Source organism: Candidatus Enterococcus murrayae (assembly GCF_017315985.1).
Classification (GTDB): domain Bacteria; phylum Bacillota; class Bacilli; order Lactobacillales; family Enterococcaceae; genus Enterococcus_A; species Enterococcus_A murrayae.
This window is the reverse complement of the sequence record NZ_JAFLVR010000020.1, coordinates 80,646-94,931: the sequence shown is the minus strand read 5'-3', so window position 1 is coordinate 94,931 and position 14,286 is coordinate 80,646. Positions and strand designations below refer to the sequence as shown.

The window sequence follows — 14,286 nt, the reverse complement described above, 5'->3', positions numbered from 1 at the left end:
ACGACTATATTCTTTCCATTTCGAAAGTATATAGTCGTTTTGCTTTATATTCTTATTATGCTTACGGTAAAGAGTTTTTCTAGTTTCGTCTCAAAAGCTTTCTATTCAAAATCCGCGTGTCGATGAAACATGGTCTCAGATGTCTCGCCTGTAGCGTCCATCAAATTCTTTACCAAGCCATCGAATGTTAGAAAGGCCAGCTGTTCAAACGCTGAACCCATTGGCTGCGCAAAGGTCTCCCCACGCTGGTTTTCTTCCTTCGTTGTTCCTGGAAGGACCAGCACCACATCTGCTAATCGGCCGATTGTCGATGCGCGTTTCATTGTCACCAATGCCAAATCCACACCGCTTTGTTTCGCCTTTTCAGCTAAGCTTTTCAAGCTGCTGGTTTCTCCAGAACCTGAGCAGATGACTAAAAGATCACCTGGTTTGGAATGAGGAGAAGTGATCTCTCCCACAATACTTACTGAAAAGCCAAGATGCAGCAATCGATTCGCAAAGGCCTGGATGGCGATTCCAGAACGTCCCGCTCCATTTAGAAAGATGTGACTGGCTTTTTTGAGTTGAGCAATGAATTGCGCCGTCTCATTCGCATCGATTTTCGCTGCATTTTGAGTCAATTCATGTAAAATCGCTAGCGTATAATTCTTCACGTTTCCCCTCCTAAAATTTAGTCTCATTCAATAAAACACTTTAAGCGAATCGAAAAAATACTTTACGAATGTTAAGTATTTTGTGTTTTTACTTTCAATTATTAAGGAAAAAACAGAATCGACTTATCATCATTTTTGTGAGCCGATTCTGTGATTCTACTTTTAGGCGATCGTTCTGCCGCCATCCATTAAAATCGTTTGTCCTTGAATGTATGAATTCGCCGGATCTGCTAAGAAAACGGCAAGATTCGCAACATCCTCTATCGTACCAAGACGACGAACAGGAATCTTTTCGAGAACGGCATCTAGGCTTTCCTGTGTAGGATAGTTCACCCGCATCATTTCACCAGTATCGATCAAACGGGGAGCGATGGCATTTACGTTCACACCTTTAGGTCCAAGTTCCTTTGCTAATCCGCGAATCAGTCCTTCGCCGCCGGCTTTAGAGGCTGGATAGGAAACACCGCCGCCGGTTCCGCTCAGCGCTGAACCCGAACTGATATAAACAATGGCTCCGCTATTTGTCAAAAAATCATTATAAAAGGCCTTAACTGTATTGAACAATCCCGTCAAGTTGATATTCAAGGTCTTGCTCCATTCTTCAAACGAAATATCATTCATCTTATTCGCAAAAGCAACACCCGCATTCAACACTAAAATATCGATCCGGCCGAACACTTCAAACACCTGTTCACGAGCAGCCTCCAATGCCTGAGGCTGGGAAACATCTGCTTTGATAAATAGGGATTTCACATATTTTGCCGAAATTTCTGCGGCTGTTTTAGTTCCTGTTTCCTGATTATAATCCACGATTACCGTGTGTGCGCCGGCTGCCGCAAACTTTTCTGCGATCCCCTTGCCGATTCCATGCGCGCCTCCAGTGATCAGCGCGACTTTTCCTTTAAAATTTTCCATTTTATCATTACTCCTATGACTGTAGTCTTCTGTCTAGTGAAAATGAGCAGCTCTCGATTCTTTTCATTGGACGGCTTTTTTTAATTCTTCATATCGCGCTTTTTTATCCTCTGAAAACAGCGCACCACCAACAACAATTAAATCAGCACCTGCTTCAGCACATTGCTTGGCTAACTCTTTATTCACTCCGCCGTCAACTTCGATCAGAATATTGCGATCACCGATCAGCTTTTTTGTATTACGAATTTTTTCCAAACTTTTTCGAATGAAGGTCTGACCAGGCTGTCCGGGATTGATAGTCATAATCAGGATATAATCGATCTCCTCTAGCAAATACTCCAATGCTGCCTCTGGTGTACCAGGATTGATCACCACCCCAGCTTTTCTTTTCGCCTTACGAATCTTCTGCAGAATCGAATGAATATGCGGCGTCGCCTCATAGTGAACAGAAATCATTTCTGCCCCTGTCTGAATCACATCCTCCAGATGATCGTTTGGCTGTTCTACCATCATGTGAACATCAAAGGTCATTGTAGAATGCTGCTTCATCGCCGCAATTTGATTGGGACCAAAGGCGATATTTGAAACAAAATTACCATCCATCAAATCTACGTGTAAAATCTCCGTCTGCTCCGCTTCTAGAAAATCAATCTCGTCTTGTAAATGCAGTATGTCAGCACCAAAAATCGAGGGTAAAATTTGTGTCATCTCTCTTCTCCTTTTTCGTCTTATGTCCTGCTGCTCTAGCCAAAGATCGTACTCAGCCAGTACATCAGGATACTCCAAGGACCAGTCAATACAAAGTCAGTGCCTTGTCCTTTCAACCCAACGCCCGCGCCATTCAGCATTTCTGTAGCTCCAGGCGCCACGTAGCCCCCCAGATAGAGAATGATCACGCAGAACAAAACAGTTGTGATGATCGATCGCAGCAGATTCCCTTTGCTAGCCATAACAGTCATAACCGACATATAAATAATCGACATAAGGATACCAATCGGGAAAGTTTTCACACCTGGTAATGCAAGCGCACATAGCATCACCAATGGAATCGAGATTACTGTAACTGTTGTTGTTGTCGGATCTCCTAACCCTAAGGCAACATCCATCCCGATATTCAAGTCAGCATCTTCACCCATTTGTTTTTGCATAAAGTCCTTCGCCGCTTTCCCAATCGGCGACAAGCCGTCCATTAAAACACTTACTACTCTAGGCATCAGAACCATGACTCCGGCTACGCCCATCCCCATTGGAATAATTTCGGTAATTCCCTGACGAGTCAACAGCCCTAAAAGAACCCCTACGATCGTTCCGATAATCACAGGCTCTCCCATGACTCCGATCCGTTTGTTCACACCCTCCAAGCTGATGTCCAGTTTATTTAATCCTGGAATCAGATCGATTATCTTGTTCATTAACCAGGCAACGACAAAGGTCCAGCCTGTATGAATGATTGTTGTACAAGTCGTGCCCTCTAATCCATAGTATTCTTGCCAAATCGGTGCCACCCAGTCGCCGACAAAAAGAGCCAGAACTGATAGAACAACCGTCACGGCGAGTCCAATAAAGAAGTTATCAAAGATGAAATAGGCTAACGCCCCCGGCACAAGAAAATGCATGTAGTTCCAGATGTCGACATTCAATGTCTTGGTTAATTTCAAACGAACCAACAATAGATTCAATACTAAACCGATTGGGATCGCTAAGCCGGCAAACGGAGCCATCCAAGAAGCCGCACCAACAGCTGGCCATCCGATATCAGTGATCGTAAAGCCTGACCCCATCTTTGAATAATACGCGACTGCCGGATCCAGTGATGTATTCAATAGACCGACAACTAAAGTCAATCCGATAAAACCGACACCAACCGTTAGTCCTGCTTTGACCGCATCTCCTAACTTCATTCTGAAAACCAATCCTAAAATAGTAATAATGATCGGTAAAATTGCTGAGGCACCCATTCCCGTGATGGTCTGTACAATTTCAATTAATTTATCCATTTTATTCTCCCTTCAATAGCTCCAGCTGCTCCTAATTCATCTATGCGTTTTCCAAAAGTACATCGAGGTACTTTTCAGCTCAAATATGTTAAAATTAATACAAGTTCTATAGAGGTATGCCGTTCCGCTTCGTTTCTCAGGCAAAAGCGGAACAGTGTGCCTTTTTTATGCATTTTGAATTTCTTGTAATTTTTCCACTAAAGTCTTCTTCAACTTCGCCTCATTAATCCCTGTGACAAAGCCCATGATACTCAATACCGGCACTGCCAGCTCACCTTTGAAATTGTTAGTCGTCAAAACGATATCGGCATTCTGACTTTGGGTGGGTAATTCTGTCATACTGCATTTACTTAAGCTGATGGGAATATTGTGCTCTTTACATAATGCCTTCACCTCATCCGCTGCTACTGTTGATGTTGCGACGCCGCTTCCGCATGCGACTAAAATAGTTACTTTTCTCATTTCTATCTCCTCCTCTTAATTGCCTACAGTGACACCATTAATAACATCCATCATTTCTTCAGATGTCTTCACCCCTTTAATTTTTTTAACAAATTCTTCGTGTTGAATAACTCCTATGACCTGCTTTAAAATCTGCAAATGCTGCGTGCCATCATTCAGACCTAAGAAAAAGAATAGATCAACCTTGATTTCCTCATCGGCATTTTCCATTTTCTTCATTTTGATCGGCTCCTTTAACGTAACGATCGAAATGAATGGTTGCTTGACAAATGCTGAATCACCATGCGGGATGGCAACCGTATGTGTCTCTAAATCTAATCCGGTGGGATAATTTTCTTCTCGTTCCACGATAAAATCATAAAAGCCTTCATTTACATATCCCTTTTCAAGAAAAAGAGCAGAAAGCTCTTTAAACAACTCGATTCGATCAGAAACGATTAAGTTAAGAAAAATCAAGTCCTTCTTCACATAATCCGTTAGCATGAATCCTCCTCCTTTAATAACTATTTGAGTTAGCGGCTAACTCCTTGACTAAATCATAAATGCTTTAGAGCATTAATTCTATCGACGTTTTGTCCAAAAATTGTTCATTTGAGACAGGTGATTGTGATGAACAAAAAAAGTTAACGATTTTAAGGTATTTTGGGAAAATACTTAACAAAAAGAAAGCCAAACACCCCTATCACCATCGTTTTTGATAGTATAGGACCATTTGGCTTTCTATTTATTGCTCCTCTTGATTGGAGGAAAAGTCTTGAAGGGCTTCTTTTATTTTCCCTTCATCTTCTAATTCGATCAGCTTTTCAATGAACTCAGCATCCTTTGCCATGCGATTGATGTGATACAAAATCGTCAAATGACTCGTTTTATTCGGTGTTGTCAAAAGAGCGACTACATGGAGCTTTTGCTTTTGATACAGCACTCCTTGCTTCAGCACCACAAAACATACACCCAATTTTTGTTCGATTAGCATGGGATCTAAATGAGGCAATACGATCCGCTGCCTCAGCACGATATACGCTGGCTGATCGCGATATTCCTTTAATAAGGCCTCGGTGTACTCCGAAGAAATGATTGCTTGGTCAATCAAGCATTGGCTGGCTTTGCACAAAATCTCTTCCCACGAGACCGCCTCTTCAATATAGAGAATGCTTTCTTCCTTAATGACCTGCGACAACTCATTTTTAGCAAGCATATCCTCCTCATTCAGACCGCTTTGTTCACCTAATAAAAGCGAATCCAATGCTTCAAGAACCGTTGCCTCTACTTTTTTATTTACAGGAACGTACTGCTTGACGACAGCGAGAATATCTGTCGAACGAATTCCAGAAAAATCCAATTGATATAAATCCTTGATTACATCCTGCCGCAATCTTAGCTGCTCCCCTTTATTGAGGATCTCGCTGATCAGATAAACCTTCTTTTCTGATTCCACCGGTACTGTTGAAAATACGATATCGTGGGGCAACACAAAGCTTTTATACTCACGAACTGAATTGGTCGGATAGAATAAAAATTCAGGAAAAAGCTCTTTTAAATTTTTTTCAATCAGCTTGGACATCGAGATGCCATTGGGACATAAAATCACCGCCTTCACAACTTTTTCTTCCAGCTCATTATGGTCGTTGCCAATCAAATGCCCCCCAACAAACAAAGTAATATAGGCAATTTCCTCATCGCTGATTTCGGTATCGAAAAACTCTTCCAGCGGCCCGATCGAACGACAGACAAAATCATGAAGAACCTTGTATTCTGTCCGAATCTTTTCATACAAGACATTTTCCGTTGAAAGCTCATACTTGATCCGATAATAGGCCGGCTTAAAATGGTTCAATAGCTTTTTCAGCAAGTCCTTTTTATCAGACAAGACTAGAAACGTATTGGTTTCAAATTCAATCAAAAACTCCCATAAAGAATTCGCCAGCAGCGGCAGCTCTTTTTCTGAGACCATTCCTTTGTTACGAACATTTGAGCTCAATAATTGAAGTGCAATAAAAATTTTTTCATCCTCAGGCAATTCTGGAAAATCAGTAGTTATATAAGATAGGGATTGATATTCTTTCGTATGTTCAATCTCATCACGCTCGCTGATTCTTGAACCATCGATCAATTGCCCTCGCTCAATGCGAGTAAATAATGACGCGATAAAATAAATTAGCGGATAAAAATCTTCATCGGTGTATTTGGCACCGATGTATTTCTCAATTTTCAGCACATCGTTCTTAACCTGCTCCAGATTTTTTTTCGAGCCCTCCAGCCACTCCTCTGTGACCTTTTCTCCATAGTATTTATATATCTTAGTGATGGAATGAAATAACACAATTCTTTTGTTCCACTCACTTCCTAAAATGACATACCCTTTTTTTCGAGAAAATTCGATCCTTAGATGATGCTTCGCCAATAGCTCTTTGGCTCTTTTTATATCTGTCAATGCAGTATTTTTACTGATTTGCAGTTCAATACAAAAATGATCCAAGGACAACTCCTCTGTGCGAATCAAAATCATGATTAAAAGTAAAAAAACACGATCTTCTTTAGAAAAAACAATATCCCGAATCGATTGTTGGATCGATAAATACTCGGCAGCTGCGTTTTTCGCATAGTAGCAGCCTTGGCGTTTTTCTATGACAGGCAATTGATTCTCCAGCAATTTTTCATTGATGGCTTCAATACTATAAGATAATTGTCTCGCTGAAAGATCAAACAGCTCAGACAATTCCTCTTCCTGAATGCTTCTTTTCTTGATTAATTGCTGTAAAATTTCTAGATTACGATCACTCACAAGAAACAACCCCCTTCATCAAAATAATAAGCGCTTTCGAAAAGAATTGCGAATTTTTTTCGCACAAAAAATGTTTTCGCGAAAGTATTGATTGGGATGAACCTTTTATGGTACGACCATCACATTTTCATTAATAAGGAGCTTTCGAAGAGGTGTTTGTTGGACACATGAAAAACCCAGACACGAAAGCTCCTTCAGCAAAGTGTCTCTATCAGACATTTTGCCAGAGTTTAGGTATCTGGGTCTTATTTGATAAAATTAGCCGGAATTTCTTTTTAAGACAAAGCGGCAGTCAGTATTTCCACTGGTGTGGCGGTTTCTTTCAACACCGCATTTAATTCTTCAATGTTTTTACGTCCTTGTGTATTCATCCATTCAATCGCCGCTTCTTTACCATCCGCGATATAGCTTTCTACTCCGTCAGCCCATGTGGCACGGCCGCAAAGTACACCATTGAAGGTTGAGCCCGCGTCTTTTGCAAAGCGCAGCGTTTCCTGGAACAGCTCAGCTTTTACACCAGCACTCAAAAAGATGAATGGCAAATTCGTTGCTTCGGCCTGCTCCTTGAAGAAGTTTGCGGCTTCTGCTTTGGTATACACGACTTCACCGGCAGCGTAGCCTTCAACGTAATTCATATTGACTGGCACTTCTACTTTTAAAACATCTACACCATAACGCGGATCAGAAAATTCCTTCATCATTTCATTCACCTTATGCGGTTTTTTTAGTGCATAGGCCTTCGAGCCTGCGTCAGAGATATCCGCATCATATGAAACCAGCTCTAGGAAAAATGGCAGGTTCTCTGCCTGACATTCTGAACCGATGCGCTCGATGAAGGCATGCTTTTGATCGTTGATTTCTTTTGCTTCATCCACATCATAATAAAGCAAAAATTTGCAGGCATCGGCGCCAGCTTCCTTTAGGCGTTTGACTGACCAGATCGATAATAAATCCGGTAACCGGCCAGGAGTTGATGCGTCATAGCCTGTTTTTTCATAGGCTAATAATAGACCGGCCGTTTCTGCTCGTACACTCGCTGCGGGTAATCCATATTCCGGATCTAGCAAAATCGATGACGCGTAGTTGGTTAATTGAGAGGAGACAAGTTCCTTAAATTCGATGATCTCTGATTCTTCGGCAGCGCTGCCCTTGAACTTCGTGATCATTTTTTTCAATGCTCCCCGCTGGTCGATTGCTAGCGCTCCGATCACTCCCTCTTCATTGCATAATTGCTTGATAAATTGCCGCTTTTCTTCGTTCATTTTCATGCCCTCCTATTAGACTTCCGCTACTTCAATTTGTTCGAATAATGAGTGATATTTGGTAAGATTCACGTGTCCCGTTGTTGCTTCTTCGGCATTTAACATTCCTAAAACGTTGCCCTGCTTTAACACGTCTTCAGCAGACCGCTCTTTTTCAAGCGCCGCAGTTAAACCAGCCACCGTCGCATCGCCAGACCCGACAGGATTTGCCACTGTGATTTCAGGAATGTTGACACGATAAAATCTATCGCGGTGCTTTGCAAACGCGCCCTCACCACCCATAGAAACGACGATCCATTCGATCCCCGCAAACATCGGATCAGACAACGCCGCTTTTAATTCTGCCGCATCGCTAGAAACACTTCGACCTAGTAATCCTGCAAGCTCTTCGGTGTTCGGCTTGATCAAGCGAGGCTTGACCTCACCAGCGAGTACTTCCTTCAAAGCGTCGCCGGAACAGTCTAAAACCACTGGTTTTTCCCGACATACCTGCAGCATGCGGCTATAAAAATCTACCGGTAATCCCTCCGGCAGGCTGCCGGAAATAGAGATAATATCTGCTTTTGCCGCTAAGCGTTCGAAATGCTGAAGAAATTTCGCCGCTTCTGCTGCAGAAATAATTGGTCCACTTTCTAGAATTTCCGTCTGCTGCCCCTCGTGCAGCACAGCGATGCAATTCCGCGTCTCCCCGCTGATCGGTAAAAAGTCATGAGAAATCCTATTCTGATCCAATTCTTTCTTGATTTCTTCTCCTAAAAATCCTCCGATCAAACCACTGGCAGTCACCTCGGCCTCTAATTGTTTCAAGATACGGGTCACATTCAACCCTTTGCCCCCAGCTGTTTTGCGAACATTTTTCACTCGGTTAACTGTATCCAGCTTAAATTCTGCTAGTGGATAGGAAATGTCGATCGAAGGATTCATCGTAATAGTTAGAATCATTTAACCGCCCTCTTAATCGTGGTATTCGCCGCGGTCCCATTTTTCGATAAATTCATCGAAGAAATGCGGATCGGCTTGATCAGCGCTGGCTTTTTCGACATGATCAATCTTAGCGATCAATTTTTTGTTTTCTTCCGTTTCTTGATACTCTGCTTGGATAAAGGCCTCCAAAATGTCACAGATCAAGAATTCGCCGGTGATTCGAGCGCCAAAACCAATCACATTAGCATTCAATTGCTCCTTCGCGTAAATCGCGGTGGTCATGTCCCGCACCAAAGCACTGCGAATCCCAGGAACCTTATTGACCGCATTGTTAATCCCAACTCCGGTACCACATAAGCAAACACCTAAATCTGCTTCACCATTGGTTACAGCTTCCCCGACTTTTTTCCCATAAATCGGATAATGGGTTCGAGTAAAGTCATACGTCCCCATATCCAATACTTCATGTCCCTTTGATTTTAAGAAATCTGATACAGCCATTTTTGTATCTGTGACGATGTGGTCACAGCCGATTGCGATTTTCATTCTATTCATCCTTTCTGATTACGCCATTTTGTTTAGCATATCGACCCGAATTTGATGACGGCCGCCATCATAGTTCGCCTGTAAAAATTCTCGAACGATGTTTAGTGCCAGCTCATCGCCGACGATTTTTGAACCAAGAGTGATCATGCGGGAATTGTTGTGCTCCCTTGTCATATAGGCACTGCGCTCATCAGAGACCTCCGCTGCCACCATCCCTTTTACCTTCACCGCGGTAATAAAGCTGCCGGCACCATAACCATCGATCGCTACTCCTAAGCTGCCCTCGTTTTCATTTAAATCATTGGCGATCGCCAACGTGGATTCCACAAAATCCTCCGAAGCAGTTTCACTTTTGTCTACTACAGTAAATCCTTTATTGATCAGATCTTCCTTAATGACTTCCTTGAGTCTCATCCCATCACTGTCTGAACCAATTACTACACGCATTGCTATTTCCTCCTCCTAATAAAGCTTGCTTATTTTATTGAATAATTTTGGTGTATTGCTGATAATAACTCTTCAGCTCTGCTGAAAGAGTAGAATCCGTAAATAGTGCATCAACCTTGCGCAGATCATAGAAATTATAAAAATCGCTATGATCGAACTTGTTCGCATCAGAAACCAAACATTTTTCAGCGGCATTGTCCAACACAATTTTCTGCAGCGTTCCTTCTTCAATACTGAAGTTGGACACCTCTGGTCCTTTTAAACCATTGACACCGACAAAGGCCTTCTTGATCCCGATTTTCTGGACTGCCTCATTGGCGATCGAACCGACAAAAGCACCAGTCTTTTCACGGTAGAGTCCACCGATCAGGTAAAGTTCAAATCGTTTGGTTTCACTTAATAAATTGAAAACCGGCAAACTGTTGGTCACAATCCGCAATGAAGACGATTCGATGTATTGAGTCATCAACTCAATCGTCGTCCCGGAACCAAGGAAGATCGTGTCATCTTCTTTAGTGATGTAGGCCGCCGCATTTCTTGCGATATACTCTTTTTCTCTGGTATGCAGCTTCTTTTTTTCATTATGGGAAAGTTCGTTTGTTTCTATAGAAGATGTGAAAACTTCCTGATTGTTTATTTTCTGTGCGCCGCCATGAACACGCAGCAGCTTCTTCCTTTGAGCGAGCTCTTCCAGGTCTCGCCGAATGGTCATATCAGAAACATCTAATACTTCCTGAATGAACTTCACTGTGATCGTCCCATAGCGATCGCACATGGCCAAGATTGATTGTTGACGCTCTGTTTTCAGCATAGGTTGTCCCTCCACACACTTATAATAAAACATTATCAAACATTTTTCAACAGTATGTGTTTATTTATTTTCGTTTTGTGTTGACAAAGCAAATGTAAGCGATTATACTCAACGTGTAAACAAACATAAACAAACTAAGAAAGGAGCTGTTCTGTTTGAAAAAGCTTTTTTTTAGAGAAACAACCTATGTTTCCAACCAGGACACACAAGAAAAAGTTTTCGAAGAAGTTTATTTGGATCTGTTAAACAAACAGTTAGTTACTGAGGATTTTTTGGGGAATCTTTTAGAGCGGGAAAGAAATTATCCGACTGGCTTGGATCTTTCTCCTGTTTCTGAAGGATTGCCTGACATAGCGATCCCTCATACGGAAAGCGAATATGTTAAAACAACCCGAATCATTCCAATCAAATTGAACAAAGAGATCACATTTCACAATATGATCTCGCCTAGCGAGCAACTCTCTGCCCGTTTCTTATTTATGATTTTGAACGAAAACGGTGAAGCACAGGCCGGTATGCTGGCTGATATCATGGATTTCATCAATTCAGTCGATAAGGCTGAGCTCTGTGCGTTTTTCAAGCTTGAGGAAACAGAAGCGATCTATCAGTTTTTAGAGGAACACTTTAACATGGAAATTTCTGCATAATTTGCAGGATAAAAAATAATTTTATTAAGGAGAGTACAATCATGATCAAAATTTTAGCAGCCTGTGGTGCAGGAGTGAATTCAAGCCATCAAATCAAAAGCGCCTTAGAAACCGAATTGAGCAACCGCGGCTATCAAGTGACCTGCGATGCCGTAATGATCAAAGACATCAATGAAGACATGCTTTCGCATTATGACATTTTCGCGCAAATCGCTAATACTGACTTAGGCTTTGACGTAAATATTCCTATTGTTGATGCAGGTGCAATTCTTTATCGTATCCCTGCGATGGCAGAGCCTGTTTATCAAAGTATGGAGAGCGCGATCCAATCGCTGAATAAATAATCGAAAAATGGCTCAATGAACCCACTTCCTCAGCCTATCACCTTGAAGATCGATTCATTGAGCCAGATACAGCTAATCAAAAAACGTCATGTGGAAGACTAGAGAATTTCCACTAGTTCCAAGAAAGGACAAACGAATGAGTACAATTATTGATATCGCCAATCAACTGTTTACTCCTCTAATTAATTTAGGGGCGGCACCATTAATGACCATCGTACTAACTGTTATCGCCCTATTTTTTAAAGTGAAACCGTCACGCGCCCTAGAAGGTGGGATCAAACTTGGGATTGCCTTAACTGGGATCGGAGCTATTATTGGAATTTTAACGACTGCTTTTTCAGACGCAATGACCGCTTTTGTTGAACGTACAGGAATTTCTTTGAACATCACAGATGTAGGCTGGGCACCATTAGCAACCATCACCTGGGGCTCCCCCTACACTCTTTACTTCCTATTGATTATGGTGATCGTGAACATCATCATGTTGGCAATGAAAAAGACCAACACCCTGGACGTAGATATCTTTGATATTTGGCATTTAGCGATCGTCGGCTTGTTCGCCATCTTCTGCGGTGCAAATCTGTTCATCGCCTCTGCTTTGGTTATTTTCATTGGGGTTCTTAAAATCTGGAACTCAGATTTGATGAAGCCGACCTTCAATGATTTATTGAACGCACCTGACAGCAATCCGATGACAACAACCCACATGAATTACATGATGAATCCAATCATCATGGTTTTTGACAAAATTTTTGATAAGGTCTTTCCTTGGCTGGATAAATACGACTTCGATGCCGCTAAATTAAACAGCAAGATCGGCTTTTGGGGATCAAAATTTGCGATTGGTATCTATTTAGGTATTTTCGTCGGGCTATTAGCTGGACAAACACCAACCCAAATTTTCTCACTCGCCTTCACTGCCGCGGTTTGTTTGGAATTGTTCTCTTTGATCGGCGCTTGGTTCATCGCTGCCGTCGAACCGTTATCTCAAGGGATTACTGACTTTGCCAACAAACGTCTAAAAGGCCGCACCATCAATATCGGTTTAGACTGGCCTTTCCTCGCTGGTCGCGCAGAAATCTGGGCAGCGGCTAACGTTTTAGCTCCAATCATGCTATTGGAAGCCATCATTTTACCAGGTAATAAATTATTGCCGTTGGGCGGGATCATTGCCATGGGTGTTACACCGGCACTGCTGGTAGTCACTCGCGGAAAATTGATTCGAATGATCGTCATCGGTGCAATTGAGTTGCCGTTGTTCTTATGGTCCGGAACATTGATCGCTCCTTTTGTCACTCAAACAGCCAAAGCTGTCGGTGCCTTTCCATCAGGATTAAGCGAATCTGCGATGATTTCTCATACGACCATGGAGGGCCCAATCGAAAAATTCTTAGGCTACTTAGTCGGCAATGCTTCTCAAGGTCAAATTGAATTTGTCCTCTACGCTGCTTTAGCACTGGGCGCTTACCTGTTGATCTTCATCTGGTATGCTCGTCAAATGAAAAAACGCAATGCCGCTTATGCAGCAGAAAAAGAAGAAAAAACCGCTCCGGCATCAGCTAAGGGCAACGTTGCTTATGCTGCTGAGGCAAAATAAAACAAACAAAACCCGGAGAAACGAAATCTCCGGGTTTTGCTTATTAAACGATAGATGTTTCCACATTCTCAAGTTTTTCATAGTACTTCTGTTCGTGCTCATCGGTAATAACTGCCGTCACATCTCGCAGACTATAATTGACAGAAAAATCTCTTTTCCCTATTTTTGAATGATCGATCAGCAAATATCGCGCATCGGATTTGTTTAAGGCAATCTGTTGCGTCTGCCCTTCTTCAAATGTCGATGTCATGATCTTTTGCCCATTTACCGCGTTGCAGCTGACAAAGGCCTTTTGAAAGTACATGCTCTCTAACGATTGATCCGCAATTTCGCCAACCAAGCACTGCGTTTTCTCCCGCAATTCCCCACCTAACAGATAGAGCTTCCAATTTTTTTTGTGCTTATTCAACTGATCGAAAACCGGTCGACAATTCGTTACAATCCGCAGAAAATCCGCCTGAATACACTGAGCCAGTAATTCGATGGTTGTTCCAGGCCCAAGAAAAATAGTGTCGCCATCATTAATTAGTTCACTCGCTCGGCGCGCGATCCTCTCTTTTTGCTCATGATGGATGATTTTTTTGTCAATATGAGAAAGCTCCTCCTGCAGGTAAAAATTTTGTAATTTTGCCCCGCCGTGAAATCGTTCTACCAGTCCTTGTTTCTCTAATTCAGCTAAATCACGTCTGACCGTCATATCAGATACTGCTAATTTCTCCATGACCTCGCTGCTTTGAACTCGCCCCTTAGGTCCAAGCAGCAACATGATCGCTTGCAATCGATCTGTTTTTAACATCCTTATTCCTCGCTTTATAATCAACTGTCGGCTTGGTCTCAAGTTCTTCAGCGATATTGTTTATAGTTAAACAGATTAGTAGACCAATTTTGAAAGTCTATAG

At 42.2% G+C, this 14,286-nt stretch carries 16 protein-coding genes; 3 read left to right on the top strand and 13 right to left on the bottom strand.

Annotated elements, in window-relative coordinates; genetic code table 11:
* Window positions 1-101: 101 nt before the first annotated feature.
* The 12 genes from hxlB to JZO85_RS08640 form a co-directional block, all read right to left on the bottom strand.
* Window positions 102-680, bottom strand: coding sequence for a 6-phospho-3-hexuloisomerase (hxlB, locus tag JZO85_RS08695; protein ID WP_207108119.1), 579 nt, complete (start codon window positions 678-680; stop codon window positions 102-104).
* A 135-nt stretch (window positions 681-815) separates the two neighbouring features.
* Window positions 816-1,568, bottom strand: a complete 753-nt coding sequence (locus JZO85_RS08690) for an SDR family NAD(P)-dependent oxidoreductase (protein WP_207108118.1) — start codon at window positions 1,566-1,568, stop codon at window positions 816-818.
* Window positions 1,569-1,631: 63 nt separating this feature from the next.
* Window positions 1,632-2,276, bottom strand: a complete 645-nt coding sequence (gene rpe / locus JZO85_RS08685; protein ID WP_207108117.1) for a ribulose-phosphate 3-epimerase — start codon at window positions 2,274-2,276, stop codon at window positions 1,632-1,634.
* Window positions 2,277-2,311: 35 nt separating this feature from the next.
* A complete protein-coding gene (locus JZO85_RS08680) occupies window positions 2,312-3,565 on the bottom strand; it encodes a PTS transporter subunit IIC (RefSeq protein ID WP_207108116.1) in 1,254 nt (417 codons plus the stop codon).
* A 165-nt stretch (window positions 3,566-3,730) separates the two neighbouring features.
* A complete protein-coding gene (locus JZO85_RS08675) occupies window positions 3,731-4,027 on the bottom strand; it encodes a PTS sugar transporter subunit IIB (protein ID WP_207108115.1) in 297 nt (98 codons plus the stop codon).
* A gap of 15 nt (window positions 4,028-4,042) precedes the next feature.
* Window positions 4,043-4,510, bottom strand: coding sequence for a PTS sugar transporter subunit IIA (locus JZO85_RS08670; RefSeq protein WP_207108114.1), 468 nt, complete (start codon window positions 4,508-4,510; stop codon window positions 4,043-4,045).
* 241 nt (window positions 4,511-4,751) lie between these two features.
* Complete coding sequence (locus JZO85_RS08665) at window positions 4,752-6,809, bottom strand: PRD domain-containing protein (protein ID WP_207108113.1); 2,058 nt, start codon at window positions 6,807-6,809, stop codon at window positions 4,752-4,754.
* A 275-nt stretch (window positions 6,810-7,084) separates the two neighbouring features.
* A complete protein-coding gene (gene lacD, locus JZO85_RS08660) occupies window positions 7,085-8,071 on the bottom strand; it encodes a tagatose-bisphosphate aldolase (protein WP_207108112.1) in 987 nt (328 codons plus the stop codon).
* Window positions 8,072-8,086: 15 nt separating this feature from the next.
* On the bottom strand, window positions 8,087-9,013 hold the full coding sequence (lacC, locus tag JZO85_RS08655) for a tagatose-6-phosphate kinase (protein ID WP_207108111.1): 927 nt from the start codon (window positions 9,011-9,013) through the stop codon (window positions 8,087-8,089).
* 12 nt (window positions 9,014-9,025) lie between these two features.
* Complete coding sequence (gene lacB, locus JZO85_RS08650) at window positions 9,026-9,541, bottom strand: galactose-6-phosphate isomerase subunit LacB (RefSeq protein ID WP_207108110.1); 516 nt, start codon at window positions 9,539-9,541, stop codon at window positions 9,026-9,028.
* A gap of 18 nt (window positions 9,542-9,559) precedes the next feature.
* Complete coding sequence (gene lacA, locus JZO85_RS08645; protein WP_207108109.1) at window positions 9,560-9,988, bottom strand: galactose-6-phosphate isomerase subunit LacA; 429 nt, start codon at window positions 9,986-9,988, stop codon at window positions 9,560-9,562.
* A gap of 34 nt (window positions 9,989-10,022) precedes the next feature.
* The gene (locus JZO85_RS08640; RefSeq protein ID WP_207108108.1) at window positions 10,023-10,799 is read right to left on the bottom strand and encodes a DeoR/GlpR family DNA-binding transcription regulator; all 777 of its coding nucleotides are present in this window, start codon (window positions 10,797-10,799) and stop codon (window positions 10,023-10,025) included.
* Window positions 10,800-10,954: 155 nt separating this feature from the next.
* Here JZO85_RS08640 and JZO85_RS08635 point away from each other — a divergent pair, with 155 nt between their 5' ends.
* The 3 genes from JZO85_RS08635 to JZO85_RS08625 all read left to right on the top strand — a co-directional run bounded on the left by JZO85_RS08635 (window position 10,955) and on the right by JZO85_RS08625 (window position 13,387).
* On the top strand, window positions 10,955-11,446 hold the full coding sequence (locus JZO85_RS08635; protein ID WP_207108107.1) for a PTS sugar transporter subunit IIA: 492 nt from the start codon (window positions 10,955-10,957) through the stop codon (window positions 11,444-11,446).
* 41 nt (window positions 11,447-11,487) lie between these two features.
* Complete coding sequence (locus JZO85_RS08630; protein WP_207108106.1) at window positions 11,488-11,790, top strand: PTS sugar transporter subunit IIB; 303 nt, start codon at window positions 11,488-11,490, stop codon at window positions 11,788-11,790.
* A 136-nt stretch (window positions 11,791-11,926) separates the two neighbouring features.
* A complete protein-coding gene (locus JZO85_RS08625) occupies window positions 11,927-13,387 on the top strand; it encodes a PTS galactitol transporter subunit IIC (protein ID WP_207108105.1) in 1,461 nt (486 codons plus the stop codon).
* A 43-nt stretch (window positions 13,388-13,430) separates the two neighbouring features.
* Here the strand turns inward: JZO85_RS08625 and JZO85_RS08620 are convergent, their stop codons facing one another.
* The gene (locus tag JZO85_RS08620; protein ID WP_207108104.1) at window positions 13,431-14,183 is read right to left on the bottom strand and encodes a DeoR/GlpR family DNA-binding transcription regulator; all 753 of its coding nucleotides are present in this window, start codon (window positions 14,181-14,183) and stop codon (window positions 13,431-13,433) included.
* Window positions 14,184-14,286 lie beyond the last annotated feature (103 nt).

Excerpts from the sequence above, each read along its gene's own strand:
- JZO85_RS08675 (WP_207108115.1), bottom strand. The coding sequence starts at position 4,027 with ATGAGAAAAGTAACTATTTTAGTCGCATGCGGAAGCGGCGTCGCAACA.
- JZO85_RS08680 (WP_207108116.1), bottom strand. The coding sequence starts at position 3,565 with ATGGATAAATTAATTGAAATTGTACAGACCATCACGGGAATGGGTGCC.
- JZO85_RS08670 (WP_207108114.1), bottom strand. The coding sequence starts at position 4,510 with ATGCTAACGGATTATGTGAAGAAGGACTTGATTTTTCTTAACTTAATC.
- lacC (WP_207108111.1), bottom strand. The coding sequence starts at position 9,013 with ATGATTCTAACTATTACGATGAATCCTTCGATCGACATTTCCTATCCA.
- rpe (WP_207108117.1), bottom strand. The coding sequence starts at position 2,276 with ATGACACAAATTTTACCCTCGATTTTTGGTGCTGACATACTGCATTTA.
- JZO85_RS08640 (WP_207108108.1), bottom strand. The coding sequence starts at position 10,799 with ATGCTGAAAACAGAGCGTCAACAATCAATCTTGGCCATGTGCGATCGC.
- lacB (WP_207108110.1), bottom strand. The coding sequence starts at position 9,541 with ATGAAAATCGCAATCGGCTGTGACCACATCGTCACAGATACAAAAATG.
- JZO85_RS08625 (WP_207108105.1), top strand. The coding sequence starts at position 11,927 with ATGAGTACAATTATTGATATCGCCAATCAACTGTTTACTCCTCTAATT.
- JZO85_RS08630 (WP_207108106.1), top strand. The coding sequence starts at position 11,488 with ATGATCAAAATTTTAGCAGCCTGTGGTGCAGGAGTGAATTCAAGCCAT.
- lacD (WP_207108112.1), bottom strand. The coding sequence starts at position 8,071 with ATGAACGAAGAAAAGCGGCAATTTATCAAGCAATTATGCAATGAAGAG.
- JZO85_RS08620 (WP_207108104.1), bottom strand. The coding sequence starts at position 14,183 with ATGTTAAAAACAGATCGATTGCAAGCGATCATGTTGCTGCTTGGACCT.
- JZO85_RS08690 (WP_207108118.1), bottom strand. The coding sequence starts at position 1,568 with ATGGAAAATTTTAAAGGAAAAGTCGCGCTGATCACTGGAGGCGCGCAT.
- lacA (WP_207108109.1), bottom strand. The coding sequence starts at position 9,988 with ATGCGTGTAGTAATTGGTTCAGACAGTGATGGGATGAGACTCAAGGAA.
- hxlB (WP_207108119.1), bottom strand. The coding sequence starts at position 680 with ATGAGACTAAATTTTAGGAGGGGAAACGTGAAGAATTATACGCTAGCG.